Here is a 21,158-nt window from a genome sequence, read left to right as displayed (position 1 = left end):
TATCAAATTCAGCTACTTTAATTATTCAAAAGCAAATATTCATTTATTTCGCTTCAATTTTTCCAGTAAACTTATTACGTTTCGTCCACACAAGGATCATCACTCCGACCAACAATAAAGCCAACGCGACATAAGCGATACTTTCCGTGACGTGTATGCTCTGCGGATTAAACCACATTTCAATGGTATGTTCACCGGCAGGTACATTCATGGCACGCAAGATATAATCTGCACGGGCAATATCTACAGGCTGACCATCAATTGTCGCTTGCCATCCCGGATAATATACTTCAGAGAATACCACAACTCCATCTTTAGGAGTAGAAACTTTATAAACCAATCGGTTAGGTTCGTAATCCGTCAACCGGATAGTAGACAAAGAATCCTTGTATCCTTCCGTCACCCCTTTTAGCTGTTCTTTAAATCTCACATCCACCACAGCAGTCTCCGTCGGGCGAATATCATTCAAAGCGTCAATTTCCTCATTCGCATTATTCACATACTGCACTTTATCCACAAACCAGGCATTACCATATGCATACGGGTTCTCAACAGGAACAGGCTGTCCTTTCTCTCCGGCTGGGAAAATAAAGTATTTCGTATTCAGCATATTCAATACGCGGAATTTGGAAGCGTCCACACTATCCATCCTACCTCCGGCAGCAGCCACAGTCTGATAAGTATCCTGCATTTCGGGCATGATATGATGATCGATCATCTCTTGATAGCGACGTAATTTCGCTGCATGATAACCACCGACACTCTTATGCCAGTAAGCAGTATTGTTCTCATTAAACGTATTGCCCGGAAAACCGACAAAATTCAGTACACGATAATCCGGAGCTGTATCCCGAAGGATAATCTCATCCGCCTGAGTCTTCACAAATGCTTCTGTCCGTTTTGATTTCGGGACAAACTGTTCATCATACAAATAGCGTTTATTGACACACCACATATCCGCCAAACACAAAAGTACAATACCGACCAGCGTGAAAGAAGCTTTCAACCTCTTCTGCAAGAATAAGAACAGCAAGAAACATCCCACAGCTATAATAAAGAAACTGCGCCATGCATCCGAAGCAATGATCGCTTTGCGCATCTCCGTCAGATTTGTCACAACCGGAGTAAGGTGTTCCGCCGGAAGGCCTTGTTGCAAAGCCGCCATCTCCTGCGCCGTTACGAAACTAGAAAAGAAAACACCGGGAGCAACAGCCAGGACCAATGAGACACCAGCTGTCAGCACAAGCGATACGATCACACCTGTACGGTTCTCTTTCAATTTCAAAATTTCCGGTCTGCCCAATATTTCCTTCAATGCAAAAATAGCCAATAACGGAATAGTAAATTCAGCAATAACCAAAATAGACGATACAGCACGGAACTTATTATACATCGGAACATAATCTATAAAGAAATCCGTCAGTCCCATGAAATTCTTTCCCCACGAGAGTAAAACGGAGAAAATAGTAGCTCCCAATAATGCCCATTTAAGCGGACCTTTTACGATGAAACACCCAAGGACGAACAAGAACATAACAAATGCCCCTACATACACCGGACCGGCAGTCCACGGCTGATCACCAAAATATTGCGGAAATTGCGAATAGATACTACTATACATCGGATTTGCCTTTTCCATAGCAGCCTCACTCTGTGACAAATTATCCGACGACGCTCCTCCTTTTACATTAGGTACCAATAAAGTCAGGGTCTCTCCAATTCCGTAACTCCAGTTCGTAATGTAGTCACGGTCCAATCCGCTGCTGGTCTGATTGGCAGCATTCCCTTCCTGCTTTAACTCGCTCTTTCCACGCATAGTCTCCTTACTATACTCATACGTATGGTACAAGTTAGAAAGATTAATGCAAACGCCTACCATAGCAGCCAACGCCAGAATTGCACTAGCCTTGAAGAAATGCGTCAATTCTTTCTTCTTATAAGCATCTTCGAAGTAAGCTCCTATTATAAACAGAATCACAAACATGAAATAATAGCTCATCTGTATGTGATTGGAACGAATCTGAAGAGCTATAAACAAAGCCGTAATTATTCCTCCCAACAGATACTTCCTTCGATAAGCCAGGACAATCCCTGCAATCGTAGGCGGAATGTAAGCCAATGTCACAAACTTCCAGATATGCCCTGCCGGTATCAGAATAAAGAAGTAAGACGAGAAAGCCCATATTATACCGCCAAACCCCGCCAACCAAGCCGAAATTCCAAATGCCCGTAAGAGAATATAGAATCCCAACATCATGATAAAGGTCAGTACTACATAATCCGGAAGGTAAAGTTGATAAGTCTTCTCCACCCAAGACAAAGATTTTGTCGAGTCATAACTCGGAGCCATCTGGTAGGTAGGCATACCACCGAAAATCGAGTTTGTCCAGCGGCTACGTTCACCGGTACGTTCAAAATACTCTTGAGCATCCCGTCCGGCTCCGGCACCGGCAGCAGAGTCATGCTGAAACAGAATGCGCCCTTCAATATCTGCCGGAAAGAAGTAGACAAAAGAAATAACAACAAAAGCCAATATAGCAACTATGTCAGGAAGGAGTTTCTTCATATACTTTTCAACTTAAATCAATATCTATAATGATCAGCCTTGTAAGGTCCGTCTACCGATACACCGATATAGGCAGCTTGCTCCGGAGTAAGTTTCGTCAGCTTTACACCGATCTTTTCAAGATGCAGACGAGCTACTTCTTCATCCAGATGTTTCGGCAAACGATATACATTGATATCATATTTATTATTAAATAACTCAATCTGAGCCAAAGTCTGATTCGTAAATGAATTGCTCATAACAAACGACGGATGTCCGGTTGCACAACCCAGATTGACAAGACGTCCATCGGCCAACAGAATAATACTATGCCCATCCGGGAAATAATAACGGTCCACCTGCGGCTTGATATTCACACATTTAATACCCGGATAATGTTTCAAAGCATCTACCTGGATCTCATTATCAAAGTGACCGATATTGCAAACGATAGCCTGATCTTTCATTTTCTCCATGTGGTCAATACGAATAATATCGATATTTCCTGTGGTAGTCACAAAAATATTACCTTCCGTACAAGCCTCTTCCATAGTTACGACTTCAAAACCTTCCATGGCGGCCTGTAAAGCACAGATCGGATCTACTTCGGTCACAAGCACCCGTGCTCCATAGGAACGCATAGAATGAGAGCACCCTTTACCCACATCGCCATAGCCACATACTACCACAACTTTCCCGGCAATCATTACATCCGTCGCACGTTTGATACCGTCAGCCAATGATTCACGGCAACCGTACAGATTATCAAACTTAGATTTCGTTACCGAATCGTTGACATTAAACGCCGGGAACAGCAATTTGCCTTCTTCCTGCATCTGATACAGACGGTGTACACCGGTCGTCGTCTCTTCCGATACACCACGTACCTCCTCTGCAACCCGATGCCAACGCGTTTTATCTTCCGCTAAAACCCGCTTCAGAATAGCATTCAATTCTATTTCGTCTTCAGCGTGTACTTCTTTCTCCAGCACAGCCGCATTGTTCTCCGCATCATATCCTACATGAATCATCATTGTCGCATCACCACCATCATCCACAATCACATTCGGACCTTTGCCACCGGCAAAGGTCAAAGCCTGCAATGTACACCACCAGTAATCAGCCAAAGTCTCGCCTTTCCAAGCAAATACGGGCACACCTGAAGCTGCAATGGCAGCAGCAGCATGATCTTGCGTCGAGTATATATTACAAGAACACCAACGTACTTCAGCTCCTAAAGCCACCAATGTTTCAATCAACACGGCTGTCTGAATAGTCATGTGTAACGATCCCATAATACGGGCGCCTTTCAACGGTTTGGATTCTCCATACTTTTCGCGAAGAGCCATCAGGCCGGGCATTTCTTTTTCTGCCAAATCGATTTCCTTGCGTCCGAAGTCAGCAAGCGTAATATCTGCCACTTTATAAGGCAGAGTAGAGAATAATTCTGTAGACATATTGTAAATCATTTAATATATTATTATTTCTTAGCAACCGGTGCACTCAGCATTTCCTTATATTTCACCGGATCATTCAATATCTTCACCGCTTCTTTCAAGCCGTCGTCGTCTTTCAGCTGCTGGATAATATTACCACGCTGATAGTAATAACGCTTAATAATTTCCGAAGCGATCATCTTCTTTATATCACCGGAAAAGTAATCCAAATCACGGTCAAGATCGTGATTCAACTTCTTCTCAAGCGCCTTGAACTCTTCCGAAGCATCCGCCATATATCCTTCAAACTCGGCTGCCTCTTTCAAGGTTTTCAGAATCTTTTCGCTTTGCTGGTCATACTTGAAATCAGCTTTCTTTACCAATGCCTTGAAGTCATTATAATCAGCGTCGGTTACTTCAAACTTCTCCGGAGCAACAATGGTAGGATGCTTTAAACAATATTGGGTAGCATAATCGAAAATTAAATTATCACGTACCAGATAGAATAAAATATTCGGCAACTTCTCTTGCTTGATAACAATATCCGGCATTACACCACCCCCGTCGCGGACCTCACGCCCTGCAGCGGTATGAAACACCTTAGTCAAACTATCCGGAATGGTTCCAACACTTCCATCTTCATTACGATGCTTGTAGTCAATAGCCTGCACACAACGTCCGCTTGGAATATAGTATTTGGAAGTGGTCACTTTCATTGTTCCCCCATAAGGCAAAGAACGCGGAACCTGAACCAATCCCTTTCCAAAAGTACGGTTACCGACAACAACCGCGCGATCGAGGTCCTGTAAGGAACCCGATAAAATCTCAGAAGCAGAAGCAGTTCCGCTATTTACCAAAACCGCTACCGGAATATCCAAATCCAATGGTTCACGTAATGTTTTATAAGTATTGCTGGCTTGTTTGATTTTTCCCTTAGTCGTTACAATCACCTTTCCACGCGGCAAGAAATAATTTGCTATCTCTACAGCCTCGTCCAACAAGCCACCCCCATTCCCACGAAGATCGATAACCAACGAGGAAGCTCCTTGCTTCTTCAAATCCAAGAATGCTTTCTTGAACTCCTTCGAAGGATTGCCGGAAAAAGTACTCAGATTAATATATCCGATATGATTATCAAGCACTGCAGCGTATGGAATGGCCGGATTCTGAATAGATTCACGTACAATGGTGAACTCCATCGGTGTACGTCCCCCCTTTACATTCGGACGTTCCACTTTCAGCTTAAAACTAGTTCCCGCCTGCCCACGTAACATCTGGCTGACTTCTGCATTGTTCTTGCCTGCAAGGTCTTTTCCATCAATTTCCATCAAAACATCTCCGGCTTTTAATCCAGCCTTAGCCGCCGGTGTGCCCTCGAAAGGTTCGGAAATCATAGAGCGTTTCAATTTCGTATTATAAGTAATGTAAGAACCGATACCACCGAAAGATCCTTTTATCATCTGCTCCAACTCACTCTGGTCTTCCTCCGGAAAATACTCCGTATAAGGGTCCAACGTGAAAAGCATATTATCGATCCCCTCTCTGATCGTCTTATTCGGATCAATCGTATCGACATAGAACATATCCAATTCTTTCACAATCGCATTAAATATATCCAGGTTCTTGGCGATCTGGAAATTGCGGTCGTCACCACTCTTGAAACTAAAGAAAGCTACGATAGCCGTAACCGCTACCGCAACAACAGCTATCCGCCCATTCAGCAATTTTTTCATACCTCTTTTCATATAAATGAATCGTAAAAGTAACTCAATACTTGGTTATTCAGCCAGAACCCTGTTAATATTTAACTTAATTTCATCCCAGCGTTCTCCTGATATCGTCGTACCGATTGTCTGGATAACATTTCCCGATAGAATAGAACCTATTTTAGCACACTTCTCCAATGAATATCCACACGTCAGACCATATAGAAAACCTGCAGCAAAATAATCACCGGCTCCGGTCGTATCCATCACTTTCTTTACCGGAATAGCGGAGACTTTTATTTCTTCTGTCCCTTTGCGAATATAAGAACCATTTGCCCCCACTTTTACGATGGCAATACTGCATTTCTTCGCAATGATTTCCAAAGCCTCCTCCGGTTCCTTACCCGTAAATGCTTTCGCCTCTTCCTCATTTGCAAAGACAATATCTACATACTTATTTATCAATAAGGAGAAAAAGTCCATATCACCGGCAACTATATTATAACTTGCCATATCAAGACAGATTTGCAAACCCGCCTCTTTCGCCAACTCAATGGCATGAAGAATCATTTCATGGTCCTGCACCAGGTATCCCTCTATGAACAAGTATGCATATCCTTTAAACATATCGAGAGATAACTCTTCAGCTTTCAAAGAAGCAGCAGCTCCCAAATAAGTCCCGAAAGTACGTTCTCCATCCGGTGAAATAAAAGTGGATGCAACACCGGAAGGCAACTGTTCAGACACCAATACTTTATCCTCAATATTGTTTTTCCGAAGATTTTCACGAAAAAAATCTCCATAATGATCATTTCCTACTTTTCCGATAAAACCAGTTCCAGCTCCCAGACAAGCTAGTCCAAGTATAGTATTTCCTGCCGATCCGCCTGTTGCCAGATGCGTTTTCATCTGCGAGAATTTTGTGTTAATCTGCTGTAGCTTAGCATCATCAATAAGTTGCATGCTTCCTTTGGGCAGCCCCATTTCATCCAAAAGCGTATCATCCTTTAGGGTTGCAAGTACGTCGACTAGGGCGTTGCCCAATCCTATTATTTTATCCATTTCTAATATTTTTTTTGCAAAGATATTGCATATTTCAAAAAAACCTAGTACTTTTGCATCGCAATTGAGAAAAACATTCTTCCTTAGCTCAGTCGGTTAGAGCATCTGACTGTTAATCAGAGGGTCCTTGGTTCAAGTCCAAGAGGAAGAGCAAAGTTGAAAATCTTGATTGCAAACATTCTTCCTTAGCTCAGTCGGTTAGAGCATCTGACTGTTAATCAGAGGGTCCTTGGTTCAAGTCCAAGAGGAAGAGCAAAAAAGAAGCCACCTGAATGGGTGGCTTTCTTATTTAATATCATTAATAGAACTTTCTTTTAAAGAGAGTTACGTATAATTACTTTCGTCGGGTTACGCTTATATATTATATTTTTATTCAAGATAACAGAAGCCGCAGCCTTCCCCATCATCTCAAAATCTGTAGAAATGACAGTAATACCTCCTTCCAATATTTCTTTTACAGCTGTGTCATTATAAGAAATCAAACCTATTTCCTTACCTAACTCATATCCTTTCTTCTTTGCCAGTTTAATCAAGGATACATCATCCGTATCATATCTACTAAAAGTAATATAAGCATTCCCTTTACGGAAATTTTTCTCTTCTACATTCGATTCTATAGAATATGGCAGTTCACTTTTTACACAATAGTGTAGAAAACCATCAATTACTTGTTGTGCATGAATTGCTTCCGGACGCGCTATCAGAATCAGTTTTTCATATTTTTTCAACCGATCCTGCAACTGTAAAAGACTACAATAGATATCATAGCCATAATCTTGATAAATACAACTATAGTTACCACTCAATCCTTGTTGGTTATAATCTATGATTATTCTTTTTTCAGCCGGAATCAGATTTAAAACATCTGTCACATCTTCCTTCAAAAAAGTAGCTATAATATAATGCGTATAATTGCCCAAGTTTTCTTTAATGAGTTTCTCAAAAACTTTATAGTTATGATGATGAAAGTAAATGTCAATATCTCCCACATCCTTCAAAGATTTGAAGATAGAACGATAGATCTGTTCACGCATCACATTCATCTTATCCAATAACAGAAATACATGACAAGAATGGTTTATAGAGACCTTCTTTACAAAATACCCTTTTCTATAAATCGCTTCAATTACCCCCATTTCCAATAAGTAATTCAACCCTTTCAGCAAAGTCTCCTTACTCATGCGTAATTGTGTTTGTAGCTGGTTTAGTGAAGGTATTTGATCGCCTATCTGAAGTGTTCCATCTTCAATTAGTGAATTAATATAATCCACTAACTGAAGATACTTCATTCGTGAAGCAGGTTTCTTCTGTTCCGTTATATCAAGATTCTCGTTTTGCATTACGATCAAGATTAAATAAAATTTTAGCAAATATACTTAAATACCATGATAAAGCAAACTATTAGACAGACAAAATCTTGTACCTGCTCCACACTCTCACAAGAACAATATTTTATTTAAAATATATTGAGTTATTCATAACACTTTACGGCAAATAAAGCTGCTGGGATCAGGCCGGAAGGATGTTCCAGAACGATTCTGATCTCATCCGTAACCAACTTCTCTGGAAATATGATCTCATTTATCGATTGATGATTATCATTCTTCTCATAAATCAATTGATTTGCACCATCATATATTCTATATTTCTCTACACAGAACGGCATTTTATTTTCCGGATGTGTCATTTGAACTGTTTCCATAGGCTGATCATAATCTGTATCAAAAAAGAGAGAGAGCTTCCCGACAGAAATAGCAGCATCCCATTTAATTGTCAAAGTCGGATTCGGATCTTTCAATTCTGCCACCCAAGCATTTGGTGATTGAACCGGACGGTCAATACCATTATTAATATTCGAAACAGAAAAAGCATAACAGTCTTTTTCTGTTCGAATAGCGATATTATATCCCTCTGGTCTCCGCTTCGGACACCAGAATTCAAAGTCCTCTATTCCAATATCTTCTGGGGGAGTTTGTTTTCCAAAATTGGAAACAGCTTCATTCACCGTATTAAATACAGACAAAATTCCAGTAATCCTTTCTTGAGTATATTGTAACTGCACCAAAGGATTTTTCTTGAAAACAAGAAAAACATATTGCTCCTCCGGCATCACAGTTCCAAAAACTAACTCTAACTGTTGTTTACCTTGATGCAAAGCTAGTATTTTAGTTTCCAGAACCACATCCGGAGTATGATTGAATGCTTTACTGCTAATACGAAGTTCCACTTCCAAAGCTGTTTCTTCAGAAGCACAAAGATCAACTTGCACTTTTCCCAATACATCCCCTTTTTGTAAAGGAATCATTTGAGCTACAGACTCATCCAGCACCTGCATCTCCCCATCCGCCGGAAATCCCTTAAAATGGTACTCACTGGATGCAGTCAAAGTCGCTTTCGTTACCAAATTCTCTTCGTCCCTGATTATCATATCAGGGATATACTGCCCCATTCTTGATAATTTCTTCTGCAATTCAGATACTTTCCCTAAAGAATATACTTCTCTCGGAGAGATGTTTTCTTTCAGACACATCGCCGCAGCCATCGCAACAGCCTGAGCACTGTGTGCAGAAGTAGCCATTACACGGGTTGAACCGAAAGCAACATGCGATACACTAATAATTCTTCCTGCAAGAAAAAGATTCTCAATTCCCCTGCTATAAAGACAACGATAAGGAATCTGATATACCCCTTTCGCATGCCACTGATTACAAGCAGATTCCTCACCGAACACGCCGGCTGCCGGATGTAAATCAATACTCCATCCGCCATAAGAGACCGCATCTTCATGATGTCTTTGTTCTATGACATCCTGCTGAATCAGCATATAGTCGCCTTCAAACCTTCTGCTCTCCCGTTTTCCGGGAATACAGCCTACCCATTCCAGCGTCATTGTCTCCGCTTCCGGATATTTTCCCGAGTTCTTGATATAATCCCAGGCTCCATAAATAACCTTCCACAGTTCCCATTTAATTTGTTCCGTATCATGTACCGTATCCAAGTCGCCGCCGTATTCAACCCACCATAATTTACAACCATGTTCTTTCGCATTGAAACTACGAAATCGGGGAACAGTCTTCGTAACATCCATTGCATAAGAAGGAGCTGCATATTTAACCGGCTTGCCAGTATCCTTTGTGTAGAAATATAAACTGTGTCCCAAAAGTTCACCATAATCCTCTGCCGGTGCAAACTTTTCGCCAAACTCCTCTCTGCTTTCAGCCCCCATACGGTAAGGAGCCCCGGAAAGAAAACCGACAACGCCATCACCGGAAGCATCACAAAATAAAGGAGCAGTTATTTCGTACATAGTACTGTTCTGGCTACAAAACCCTCTGACACTTTCTATTTTATGACCGGCACTCTTTTTTACCTCATACACGCAGGTATTCAGCAATAAAGTTATATTTGGTTCGCTTACCACCTTGTCAAGCATGACAGAATCAAAAATGATCGGATTTCCCTCCGGATTACGGAACGTATTTTCCACCATAATTTCATCTATCACACCGCCTTCACGCGCCCAGCGATTATTATTTCCCATATGAGAAGTTGCTCCAAGCATCCACAACCTTATTTCGCTGGAACCATTCCCCCCCAATACCGGACGATCTTGTATAAGCACTACTTTCAGACCTTGACGAGCCGCAGTTATAGCAGCACAAACCCCTGAAATACCTCCGCCTACTATTACAAAATCAGCCTGAAGGGCATCCGTGTTAAACATTCTCACACTATTAAACTTATCAAGTACCATCTTCTCGTATCTAATTAATTTTACTTCTATTTTAGCTCTAAACCTACTTTTCTATCTGTATCACCTTACGCAACCGGATGTCGTCGGACGCACTTCCTACAAGCACTTCGTAACTTCCAGCATCATAATCAAAATCTTTCAATTCCGTCTTATAATAAGAGAAAGCATCCTTATCCAACGTTATTTCTATTTCTTGTACGGCATTTTTCCTAATAAAATGCTTGGCAAACCCTTTAAGCTCCTTATAAGGTCTTTCAACCTTCGGGTTTATAGGCCGAATATATACCTGTGCTGTTTCTGCTCCGTCATGCTTCCCTGTATTTTTTACAGTAAACCGGACCTTAACCGCCAAGTCTCTGCCTTTTTCCCTGTCTATACGTAAGTCAGAGTATTTAAACGTGGTATAAGACATTCCATAGCCGAATGCAAATTGGGGTTTCGTTTCACTGACATCGTAATGTCTATACCCCATAAAAAGTCCCTCTTTATATTCTACCCTCTTATCACCATCCCTATCGTAATAATATGGATAGGCCGGATTATCTTCCCATTTCTTTTCAAAAGAGATAGGTAGTTTCCCACTGGGGTTCACCTTCCCAAACAGAATTTCAGCAACAGCCGTTCCACCCTCCTGACCGGCATACCACAAATGTAACAAAGAAGGAACTTTATCTATCCATTTTGACATATCCACATTTCCACCCGCATTCAGCAACACAACCGTATTGGGATTGGCAGCCGTAATACACTGTACTAAACTATCCTGATATTCGGGCAACTCGAAAGGACGATCATTACTTTCACGTTCACTACTTTCATTAAATCCAATGTTCACAATAGCCACATCAGATTTCCTGGCAATCTCTACAGCCTCATCAAAAAGCAATCTATCCTCTCTCCATCCAAAAGAAATATCAACAGGATGTACATTAGCAAAATATTCAAGGACAATAGGATATTCCTTCCCGGCCTCCAACGCCAATACAGTCTCACGAGTCGTTATTCCTTGGTCTCTCCACTCATTAATCACCATTTCCGTACCAATCTTCAAACGGAACCCATCGAACCCTCTGACTATGAACCGGTAATCAGCAGTCTTCCCCGGACGTACGACTCCACTCCATCGCATGGAACAGTGGTCATACGGAATGCCTTTATTTTCGGCAGCAATATGCCAGCCGTTACCTATATTAACAATCGTATCTATCACAGTTCTTGCCGGCGCTCCCTTTAAACGGATATTATCAAAGTATTCAGCTTTAAGTCCTTTAATCCGACTTCCCGCTTCTGTAAAGAAAGTAGCATTAACCACTGTTTCTGTCAAGGTAGGTACTCCGGGTGCATACGCAATCTGAAGATCCTGTCCGACATTCTTTAACCCATCCAATACTGAAACAGAATGAAACGGAAATGTATAAGAACTTCCACCTCCCGATATATAAGAGTTTGCATTAGGACCAATCACAGCAACAGACTTCACTTTTGAAGGATTCAATGGAAGTAGGCCATTCTCATTCTTCAATAATACAATACCTTCTCTAGCCAACTCCAATGCCACTTTTGCCGCTTCCGGGTTATTGTATGGAATAGAACTATCCAACTGTTCATTATCAAAAAAACCGAACCGGAACATTATTCTCAGAATTCTCTTCACTTTCTCATCAATAGTCGCTTCCTTCACTTTCCCAGCTTTTATCGCAGGAATCAGATTCTCCTTATTCATCCATTTGGCACGCGGCATTTCCAAGTCCAAGCCACCATTAGCCGCCCCCACAGCGTCATAAGTAGCCGACCAGTCACTCATTACAATCCCGTCAAATCCCCATTGTTTTCTCAACACCTGATTGTTCAGATAATCATTCTGCGTGGCATGCACTCCATTTACCGGATTATAACTGTCCATAACAGCACCTGCCCCCGCTTTCTGAATGGCGGCTTTATAGACAGGCAGATAAATTTCATGTAACACCCGTTCATCAATATCACTGCTTACATTGTTCCTGTCCCACTCCTGATTATTCGCAGCGTAATGTTTCAGAGTTGCCACAACTTTCTGATCCTGCAATCCTTTTACATAGCCTATGGCTACCTGAGAGTTCAAATATGGATCTTCCGTGAAATACTCAAAATTTCTTCCGCACAAAGGAGAACGCACGATATTCACGCCCGGTCCCAATAATATATGTACACCACGTGCTTTGGAATCTCTCCCCAATTGCTTTCCCAATTCATACACCAGCTCTCTGTTCCAGGTCGAAGCAGTCAGTACCCCTGCCGGATAAGCTGTCGATTTTCCATCTTTATGCGTACCGACAGGACCATCCGTCAACTTTATCTCGGGCACACCCAGACGTTCGATTCCCCTTATATAAAAGCCTTTATATCCTCCTATATAATCTAATTTTTCTTCCAATGTCATGCGGTGGAGCAAATCATTCGTCCTGTCCTCCACAGGAGCTGTCTTATCTTTATATATCTGAGCAAAGCCGCCCATAGAAAAACAACTCAAAATCCCAACGATCACTAAATGCTTCATCATTCTATTCTACTATTTGTTATTTAATATACTTGGAGATAACCTCTTTCCATACTGCATAACCTTCAGCCGTCAAATGTAACCCATCCTCCCGATAATGTTCCGGGAATAATTCCCCTTTTGGTGTAAACATCGGATTATATACATCTGCGTAAGCAGTATTCATTTGTTGCTCTACAAACTCTTTTATCAACGCATTTGTCTGCTCGATCCTCTCTTTGTCCTTCAATCTCCGCACAGACGGTTTGATAGAAATAAAGATAATTTCCGCTTCCGGCTTTTCTTTCCGGAGAATAAAGAACAATCTCTTCATCTGCTCCAATATTTCATCCGGAGTCCATTGGTAACCAATATCATTATCTCCTTCGTAAACAAAAATCTGTCTAGGATGATAAGGGCTTATCAAGCGATCTTTGTAATTAATCAAATCTATTGTTTTAGTACCGGAAACTCCCCGGTTAAGAACCGGCTTCCCGGGAAAATCATCTGCCAAAGTTTTCCAATTCTCCATCGTCGAACTACCCACAAAAAGAATCAAATCTTTTGCCGGAGGATTGATGGAATCCGCCTTTTCATAACGCTTCATTTTCTGTTCCCACTTCAGTTGCTGTGCCAGTTTAGGCACTCCCTTTATGCGTTCGCATGGAATCGGTTTTCCACGTAAGAGTATCCTTCCCAAATAAATTGCAGACTGATCATACTTTTCAGGATGTGCTGTTATATCCTCCCATTGTTTATTACCGAGTATTTTTTTCTTGTCAGCTTTCTCAGAGGAGACTCGAATAGTTACTTGATGAATACCTTTTTCCAACTTTATCACATCATACTGCCCCCGATAACGATTGTTACACCAGAAATTAAAACGATTCAAAGTATAATTCCCGATACGGTCATTCGCTTCATATAGATGAAAACCTTTAGTACTAACCTCTTTCAATCGAACAAATTTTCCATCAATCAGAACTTCCACTTGCCCTACTTCTGGACCGCCAATATCAAACAGACCTATCATATCTCCTTCAAAGCCAAAAGAAAATGATGCCCCTTCCTTACTACTGGTCATCACTGTATCGAACCAGCCGGAAAACTTCTTTAAAGAAGGGGTCACTGATGTATTAATCTCTTTCCATGACTTATCAAAAGAAGCAATCTGTGAAGGGATATACATTTCGGCTTCTTCCCACTCCGAACCGAAAAGCGGTTCAGGAAGCATATGTACCTGCGAAGCACTATTTTCTTTTCGTATTTTCTCCAGTCCTCGTGCAATCGCGGAAGCATATAAGTTCCCTCCATCGGTAATAGGATGTACCCCGTCATTAGAGAATAAAATTTTCCCAACGGCAACTTCTTTGGTCCCTTTCCAAAGTAGCTTACCTGCCTTTTCAAGTGCTGCCGCCTCCATGCCTAAATGAATAGAAGGGAGTTGGTAATACGTTGCAATATCTTCCAATCTTTTAATCACTTGTGGAACATCCCCTTTCTGATAGACAGTAGTCTGATTCGTATAAATCGTATAAATCAAACAAATATCCGTATGAGGATTCTCTTTTATAATCTTTCGGATCATTCCCTCCATTCCGTCAGGATAACCACCATTTACGGCAAATTCAATAAAAATAAGATCCGGTTTGTACTGCAATACTTGTTCCCGAATCCGGAAAGCACCCAAATCCGTACCCGTACCGGACACTCCGGCATTAATCCATTTAAAACGGGTATTAGAAAAAGTATTTTCCATGTATCGGGTAGTTTGCAAACGATAGCAGTAATCTCCTTGCGTTATGCTACCACCAATAAAAGCAACCGTAATTTCCTGCTCTTTCTTTATTTTTGAGTAAAAGTTAGGAAGCCCCTTTCTTACCGCGCATTCTTTCTCATCATAATAATTTCCGAGTTGTATCAAGGGAATTTCCTTATCTGCCGTTGTATACACCAAAGGAGAGGCCCCTGCCTGCGAAGCTGCAATCTTATCCAAATCAGCGCGACTTTGTCCATAAACGCAGGGAAATACTGTCATTAATACCATCCCTGCAATAATAGTCCCTAATTGTCGTATCTGTATCATTTTCATTTTGAATTAAGTATGATTTCTTCCGTTTTATCTACCTGTCCTTTCGAACTCACCGTTACTTTGACAACGGCTTTCTCGTCCATTCCCAATTTATAGAAACTCCATTCAAAGGGATAAGAAGAAACAGTACAAGATTGTCCATTACATTCCACCGATACGGACATTTCTTTTTCCTTAGCCGGCGCAGTTTCAGCAAACCCATATACCGAATCCCATCCGAATGGAGAACGGATACGGAATAAGAACACCTTACCGAAAGGTTCCCCCATATCAACCACTTTTATTCCATTTTTCAATACAGGGTAACGATTCTCCTTACGAGTTTCAGCCAAAGGAAACGCCAAAGCCCTGAAACCTTTCCCCGGAACAGATACCTTAACCGCATTTCCAACCCGGTTTACTTTTGCTGTCTTCCCTTTCTCCGTATATTGTACAATATCACCTTGACCAACCAATTCGGCAACCTTGTCCAAGCGAATAGTAAGTGATTCTTCTTGTTTAGATTCACCGGATAAAATCACCCAAAAATACTTATCGGAAACCGCAGTCAGATAGTTTACTGTCGGATTATCTATCTGAATCAACCCTTTCTTTATCCAAAGTTTTGCCTTGCTGTCTCCAAATATTTTCCCCTTCTCATTCCCGTAGATACGGTTCGTAAACCATACAAAGCCTTCCTGCTTGCAGAATGGAAAGTTAATATTCCCATTAGAACGTTCTATAGCTTCAGACACCAGGTAATCCCACGTAAATGCCAAATGGGGCGGAATATGGTGATAATAGATAGAGCTTACATCCGGACCCTTATAAGGAAAGTCAGGTGACAGAGTAATATCTGTATATCCTGTAGCATAATATCCCGGATAATTTGTAAACCGCCCAATCACTCCATTCCGGGCATAAGTCTCGTAAATAGGCTTACGAGTATATTGATAGAGACGAAGCAGATGAGGAGCCCAATTGCTCATAAAGACCGGACGCACTTGCTTTCCCTTTGTCCGCAGGAAATAAGTGGAAGGCTGTTCAAAACCTAGTCCGACCGGTGAAACAAGCCATTCCGGCACTTGCTTCTCTTGCGCATCGTTCGCCACGCGGGGGAATCCCAGACGATATTTCTCTTTTCCTTTCCACCACAGGTTTGTATTCCCATCAAAACGGTTTCCCGGATGAATCGTTTGTAAATCCTCTGTAACGGTAGGGAAAGATCTGATTCCCGCGATGGTATTAGAAGCTCCATATTGAGCCGCTTTCAAATATTTCTCTTCTTTTGTCAACTCATACAAGTCAATCAAGTCCCACCACGGAGCATACACATTCGTATTATAAAAAGACATCAATCCCACCGGTTGGGATGAGTTCTTATATATCTGCAAATCTATATACCGGTCGGCTGTAGAAGTAGCAAACCGTTTCCATTTCTCGTCTCCTGTCAAATTATAAGCGGAGATAGCCTGCACCCAAGAGAGAACTTGTGTAGAATATCCCTTTGTTTTTCTCAATGTATCCCCCGGCAAAGCAATAGAAACCAGCCACGGATTCAACCCTCCTAACAGACGATGTAAACCTTCATAATAAGAAGTATTGAACTGCGAATTAAAAGGATTGAGCCGAAGCGTCTCAAGCGTTTTGTTGTATCCGCTTGGCACCAAGTCTGTAGCCCATCTGTATCCACTCCGAGACAATGTATATTCTATTGTTGGCAAAGAGCGTGACAGATAAAACTCCTCGTCTTCCGAGAAGACAGACGCTGCGATAATTGCCAAAGGAGCAGCATGTACTACCGTCGGAGCCGTTTCTGGATCCCCTTCAATATCATAGAATCCTTTAAGACGGGCATCCCATCCGCCATACTCTTCATTACGCATCAAATCCAGAATATTAAACATTGCCTCAGTCAGTGATACCTCTTTTTGCTTCCTGTAATCTTTTACCTTATATACTTGATCCGAAATATATTCTATCACCTCATTCCAACCTGCCGGAAGTATGCCTACCACAAACTTACGTTCAATCACCTGTCCTGCCTTCACATGAGAATCCCTCATCCCCATAACAGGAGCAAAAGCTACCGGCTGAACCACATTCTGCTCATTCTTGACGGAAAATCCCATCGGAGAAAAATCTACACTTCCCCATTCTTGCGGGAAAGTACTATCATCCCCACATATAAACGATGACATTACTCCACCCAAAGGAGTAGCAGATTCTGCAATAGCTAACGGCTGTTGCATCATTGAAGAAAGCATCATCACCGGATGTGAAGAAACTCGTTTATACTGAAACATCGGTGGAAGAAGTATATTACTCACATTCGGTTGGGGCACAGGCTGAAAAGCTGAAAGCCCCATACTATACATTCCATCAGTAGCCGGACGACAAGATAATCTCACCTCAACATGATTGCCTTTGGCAGGCAGCGTCCAGTAACCAGTGATAGAAGATCCATTCTTCGTAATATATTGTACTTCAATACTCTTATCGTCCTTGTTCACAGCTTTCACCGGAATAGCTTCACTGAGCACTCCCGCAACATAAGGATTCAAATAATCCTCGTCAGACTGTACCGTGTATTCTTTTCCACCAACAGTAAATGAACTTCTTGACACCGCATTCTTCCAAGAAGGAAAGAATTTATCATTATCTACCGGACTTTGCTCCGCAGTGATAAGAAATACCTTATGATCTTCCATAGTAGACAAGAAACGACGCCAGATTCCTTTCACCTTAATTTCTGTCCGGCAAGCAATCGCCTGGTTGTTTGCTCCAGCTTTTACAAAGCTCATCCGAATATTCGGGTTCTCGATATTAGCCACCACCTCTGCATCGGGCGATAATAAAAGCGGAGTAGACACATTATCAAAACCTGAACCTTTCGTCTCTATTTTAACGGGATTTTTTCTCCATTTGCCCACTTCTTTCCTATCCATCTCATTGGGGTTGATAGAGTGATCTTTTACTAATAGGATTGCGTCACATCGGCCGAAATTCCTCTTCGTATCATGCAATCGCAATAATACCTGTTTTTTTGCCAACTGCACACAGCCTGCATTCTCCCAATAGAATCCGACTTTTCCATGTTTTCCAGATTCTTTCATTGGTTTCTCATCCACACTTAAACGGAATAAGCGTGTCCCCGGCAGTTTATCATAATCCGCTGACCTCACCCATACATTATAGTCTCCTTCTTCCATTATATTGACGACTGTAAGCGCATCAAACTGTTCATCAAGACTTCCGCCACCGTTCAAACGGAGCATGGCACTCCCCATGCAATCAGCCGATCTATCTGTTGACCATTTTCCTTTGAACTGGAAAGCCTCAGCTTCAATCAAATATTTATCTTTCTGCGCATACATATTCAGTCCTCCAACCGCAAGAAGAAGGGTGCAAACAAGATTCTTTACTATCCAGTGATTTATGCTCATATCCTATTTATATTTAATCTTTAAAACCGTCAAGCCATATGCATCAATCGTCACATTCCAATTCTCCACCCCATCTACAAGTGTGGAATGACCTTGATTATTCAAGCTAGCAACGTTCTTCACCCGGATTTTCTTTCCGGAGAACAAACATTTCGTATCCATTTCAATCAGAGAAGTCTGCTTTTCATCATCATTATTCAACAAGATAAGGAAAACTGTTTTCTCCTTCTTGTTCAAAGCAGCCATATATTCTATATAAGGATTATCCAGTTTAAATAGTCCCGGACGCATTATCAAATCGGCTTTCGTACCAAATACCGTACCAGACGTAAAACCATAAGTTAGATGGGAGCCCACCTTAGGAGTAATGAATCCACCCGGATAAGTTATCCCGCCATTTGAACGGAGAGATATTTCAGACAATAAATAGTCGGTAATCCATCCCACCTGCCACCAAGCATGATGTGGATAAGGTCCGGCTCCATTATTCATCGAGTCCCAATAATAGGAAGCGACTCCCGTTTTAAAATCCACAAATGCATCTCTTCCTATGGCAGCCGCACGTGCCATATTCAAAAATAATGAATCTTTTGTCAGCCTATACATCCGTACGAACATTCCGGCATGGCTAGCCAATAATATTGGTCCGCGATGATTGGCAGAACCAGCTACTCCACCATGCTCAAAACTCAATCCCACCTGACTGATCTCCCAATCTTTTCGTTCTACCCCTTTCACTTGTTTTACTACTGATGTCGGTATAGGGTGCGTATAAACCGATGCCGTATAAATCTTAGCAGCTGATATAGCAGCTTCCTTATACTTTTCGTTTCCCGTCACGTTATACAGTTCCAATAAGGCTTGTACACTTTGGGCTGTAGCGAAATCCGGAACGAAACGAGTATCACCGCAAACGCCTAGGAAATGTCCTTTCTTTACAGCGTTCTCCACATACCAATCCGCTCCTTGTATAGCTGCCTGCAGATATTTCTTATCTTTCAATATCTCGTAAGCAATCAATAATCCATAAAACGTTGGTCGTAAATCTGTAATATCAGTAAAAGTAGGCTTTAATGTCTTATTCTCATAAGCTACTTCCCATTGTCCGTTGGGCTTCATCCATTCCAACAAACGGTCGGCAGCCAGTTTGACATGCTGTTTTAATTCCTTCTGCTGCGGTTCAAAAAGCAGAATATTACCCATATCCATCAACATATAATAAGTGGTTGCAATAGGTTCCGTATAAGGTCCCCACTCTTCGGTAAACCGTTTGCTTTTATACAAATAATACTGTCCGGCAGAGGAACCATAGAGGAAACCTTTCTCCGCATATTGCTGCATCAATTTAAAGTTCAACGCATTCGGCAGTCTTTTCTGTGTCAAACGAGGATCATCCGTCAACTTTGCCAACATCCACATAGCTCCATAATCGGAGTTTTTCATGGCATCTTTTTCTGAATCATACACACCACCCAGATAATCTTGTGCTCCAATTGTTACTCCCTTATATACAAGGTTATGCCATTTGGAAGTGCTGTCATTAGTAAGATATGCGTGCATATCATAAAGTCTTTGTGTCAATGAATATTTTGTCTGTTTCAACTTTAGAAAATCAGTAAAACGATAAATATCATTAATCGTATGTTTCAGTACGGCATACCAATCTGCTTTCTGAATAGTATAACGGAAAGAGAAAGAAAGGCTATCCCCTACATTCACCAATGAGTTCTTCTCGCCCAACACAGGATGATAAAGTGTAGGTGAGAATTCCCCCTCCCGGTTCATAACCGACAATCCGAGTTGCCATTCCGCATGCATCTTTTTATCCTTCGGCCAAGGATCTCTGCCAGTACCAGGTTCCGCTGTTACAGCAATAGTCACACCCTTTCTATCCGTTATCAGTGAGGATAATGTAGAAGCAGTACGTTCTCTTGCCACTACCGGTATGTCGGGGATTCCCTGACCATAGCCATACGCTTGTACAAAGTCTGTATTTATAGCATTCCCCTGAAATATTCCGGGAACGGTAGCCCATTGGAAATTATATTTATCTATTGAAACCAGCGAAGGGGTTGCCAAAGAATAATAACCTGTCTTCTTGGAATGCAATATAAAATCAACTTTTATATCATTCTGATGAAGCGAATCCAGACACCATTTTTCTGTAATCCGCATCGTCTCATTTTCGTACCGGAAACAAATTTCCGTATCAGAAACACGCTTCACTGCCGAAGGATGAAAAACCATATTCTCTCCTGCTTTATTCATGGCAACAGCATTTGTGTTCTGTTGCCATGAAGGTATAATATAGCGATATTGCGGAGCTGGGAAAAGAATCTCTTTTCCCGTATTATCATATAGTGCCTGTGGTGCCGTTTCCGGTTTTGAGGAAGCATATAAAACATTATGCTGATACTTAGCTATTTCCATTATCTCCCAACCATTCGTTCCCTTCACTTTCAACGTTTCTAATGTATATCCACCAACACCCTTTTTCCATCCAAGTTCAAGTTGCTCATTAGTCAATCGCACAACGGACAATTCCTGGGCTGATAAAGCGATAGATAAGCTTAAAACTACGACTACAGAAAAATAGTTAATGAAATTCTTTGGCATCCCTTTC

At 41.5% G+C, this 21,158-nt stretch carries 10 protein-coding genes and 2 tRNA genes; 2 read left to right on the top strand and 10 right to left on the bottom strand.

Annotated features, from left to right (window positions below):
* Nucleotides 1-43 precede the first annotated feature (43 nt).
* The 4 genes from ACNOGP_RS06410 to ACNOGP_RS06395 are packed head-to-tail and all read right to left on the bottom strand — an operon-like array spanning nucleotide 44 to nucleotide 6,749.
* Complete coding sequence (locus ACNOGP_RS06410; RefSeq protein ID WP_418214365.1) at nucleotides 44-2,566, bottom strand: YfhO family protein; 2,523 nt, start codon at nucleotides 2,564-2,566, stop codon at nucleotides 44-46.
* A 17-nt stretch (nucleotides 2,567-2,583) separates the two neighbouring features.
* On the bottom strand, nucleotides 2,584-4,002 hold the full coding sequence (ahcY, locus tag ACNOGP_RS06405) for an adenosylhomocysteinase (RefSeq protein WP_418214364.1): 1,419 nt from the start codon (nucleotides 4,000-4,002) through the stop codon (nucleotides 2,584-2,586).
* A gap of 23 nt (nucleotides 4,003-4,025) precedes the next feature.
* A complete protein-coding gene (locus ACNOGP_RS06400; protein ID WP_287669548.1) occupies nucleotides 4,026-5,714 on the bottom strand; it encodes a S41 family peptidase in 1,689 nt (562 codons plus the stop codon).
* 45 nt (nucleotides 5,715-5,759) lie between these two features.
* Complete coding sequence (locus tag ACNOGP_RS06395; protein ID WP_418214363.1) at nucleotides 5,760-6,749, bottom strand: adenosine kinase; 990 nt, start codon at nucleotides 6,747-6,749, stop codon at nucleotides 5,760-5,762.
* 77 nt (nucleotides 6,750-6,826) lie between these two features.
* On the opposite strand from ACNOGP_RS06395, the gene ACNOGP_RS06390 reads away from it, so the two are divergent.
* A tRNA-Asn gene (locus tag ACNOGP_RS06390) sits at nucleotides 6,827-6,900 on the top strand.
* A gap of 28 nt (nucleotides 6,901-6,928) precedes the next feature.
* Nucleotides 6,929-7,002: transfer RNA gene (locus ACNOGP_RS06385), tRNA-Asn, on the top strand.
* A gap of 61 nt (nucleotides 7,003-7,063) precedes the next feature.
* On the opposite strand, the gene ACNOGP_RS06380 is transcribed toward ACNOGP_RS06385, so the two are convergent.
* From ACNOGP_RS06380 to ACNOGP_RS06355, 6 genes are all read right to left on the bottom strand, one after another.
* On the bottom strand, nucleotides 7,064-8,089 hold the full coding sequence (locus tag ACNOGP_RS06380; protein WP_186968320.1) for a GntR family transcriptional regulator: 1,026 nt from the start codon (nucleotides 8,087-8,089) through the stop codon (nucleotides 7,064-7,066).
* A gap of 131 nt (nucleotides 8,090-8,220) precedes the next feature.
* A complete protein-coding gene (locus tag ACNOGP_RS06375; RefSeq protein WP_418214362.1) occupies nucleotides 8,221-10,473 on the bottom strand; it encodes an FAD-dependent oxidoreductase in 2,253 nt (750 codons plus the stop codon).
* 73 nt (nucleotides 10,474-10,546) lie between these two features.
* Nucleotides 10,547-13,042, bottom strand: a complete 2,496-nt coding sequence (locus ACNOGP_RS06370; RefSeq protein ID WP_418214361.1) for a beta-glucosidase H — start codon at nucleotides 13,040-13,042, stop codon at nucleotides 10,547-10,549.
* 16 nt (nucleotides 13,043-13,058) lie between these two features.
* Nucleotides 13,059-15,104, bottom strand: coding sequence for an SGNH/GDSL hydrolase family protein (locus ACNOGP_RS06365; protein ID WP_229092506.1), 2,046 nt, complete (start codon nucleotides 15,102-15,104; stop codon nucleotides 13,059-13,061).
* A 2-nt stretch (nucleotides 15,105-15,106) separates the two neighbouring features.
* Entirely contained in the window at nucleotides 15,107-18,535 is a 3,429-nt protein-coding gene (locus ACNOGP_RS06360; protein ID WP_418214360.1) for a hypothetical protein, read from the bottom strand.
* Between the two features lie 3 nt (nucleotides 18,536-18,538).
* A complete protein-coding gene (locus ACNOGP_RS06355) occupies nucleotides 18,539-21,151 on the bottom strand; it encodes a glycerophosphoryl diester phosphodiesterase (protein ID WP_418214359.1) in 2,613 nt (870 codons plus the stop codon).
* Nucleotides 21,152-21,158: the final 7 nt, after the last annotated feature.

Origin of the sequence: Bacteroides difficilis, from assembly GCF_048319815.1 — a bacterium.
In the GTDB taxonomy this organism is placed as follows: domain Bacteria; phylum Bacteroidota; class Bacteroidia; order Bacteroidales; family Bacteroidaceae; genus Bacteroides; species Bacteroides zhangwenhongii.
Note: the sequence above shows the minus strand (reverse complement) of the source record. Positions and strands in the feature narration are given on the sequence as shown.

Bases quoted from the DNA above. Each gene is read 5' to 3' on its own strand.
- ACNOGP_RS06410 (WP_418214365.1), bottom strand. From the start codon at position 2,566: ATGAAGAAACTCCTTCCTGACATAGTTGCTATATTGGCTTTTGTTGTT.
- ahcY (WP_418214364.1), bottom strand. From the start codon at position 4,002: ATGTCTACAGAATTATTCTCTACTCTGCCTTATAAAGTGGCAGATATT.
- ACNOGP_RS06400 (WP_287669548.1), bottom strand. From the start codon at position 5,714: ATGAAAAAATTGCTGAATGGGCGGATAGCTGTTGTTGCGGTAGCGGTT.
- ACNOGP_RS06395 (WP_418214363.1), bottom strand. From the start codon at position 6,749: ATGGATAAAATAATAGGATTGGGCAACGCCCTAGTCGACGTACTTGCA.
- ACNOGP_RS06380 (WP_186968320.1), bottom strand. From the start codon at position 8,089: ATGCAAAACGAGAATCTTGATATAACGGAACAGAAGAAACCTGCTTCA.
- ACNOGP_RS06375 (WP_418214362.1), bottom strand. From the start codon at position 10,473: ATGTTTAACACGGATGCCCTTCAGGCTGATTTTGTAATAGTAGGCGGA.
- ACNOGP_RS06370 (WP_418214361.1), bottom strand. From the start codon at position 13,042: ATGATGAAGCATTTAGTGATCGTTGGGATTTTGAGTTGTTTTTCTATG.
- ACNOGP_RS06365 (WP_229092506.1), bottom strand. From the start codon at position 15,104: ATGATACAGATACGACAATTAGGGACTATTATTGCAGGGATGGTATTA.
- ACNOGP_RS06360 (WP_418214360.1), bottom strand. From the start codon at position 18,535: ATGAGCATAAATCACTGGATAGTAAAGAATCTTGTTTGCACCCTTCTT.
- ACNOGP_RS06355 (WP_418214359.1), bottom strand. From the start codon at position 21,151: ATGCCAAAGAATTTCATTAACTATTTTTCTGTAGTCGTAGTTTTAAGC.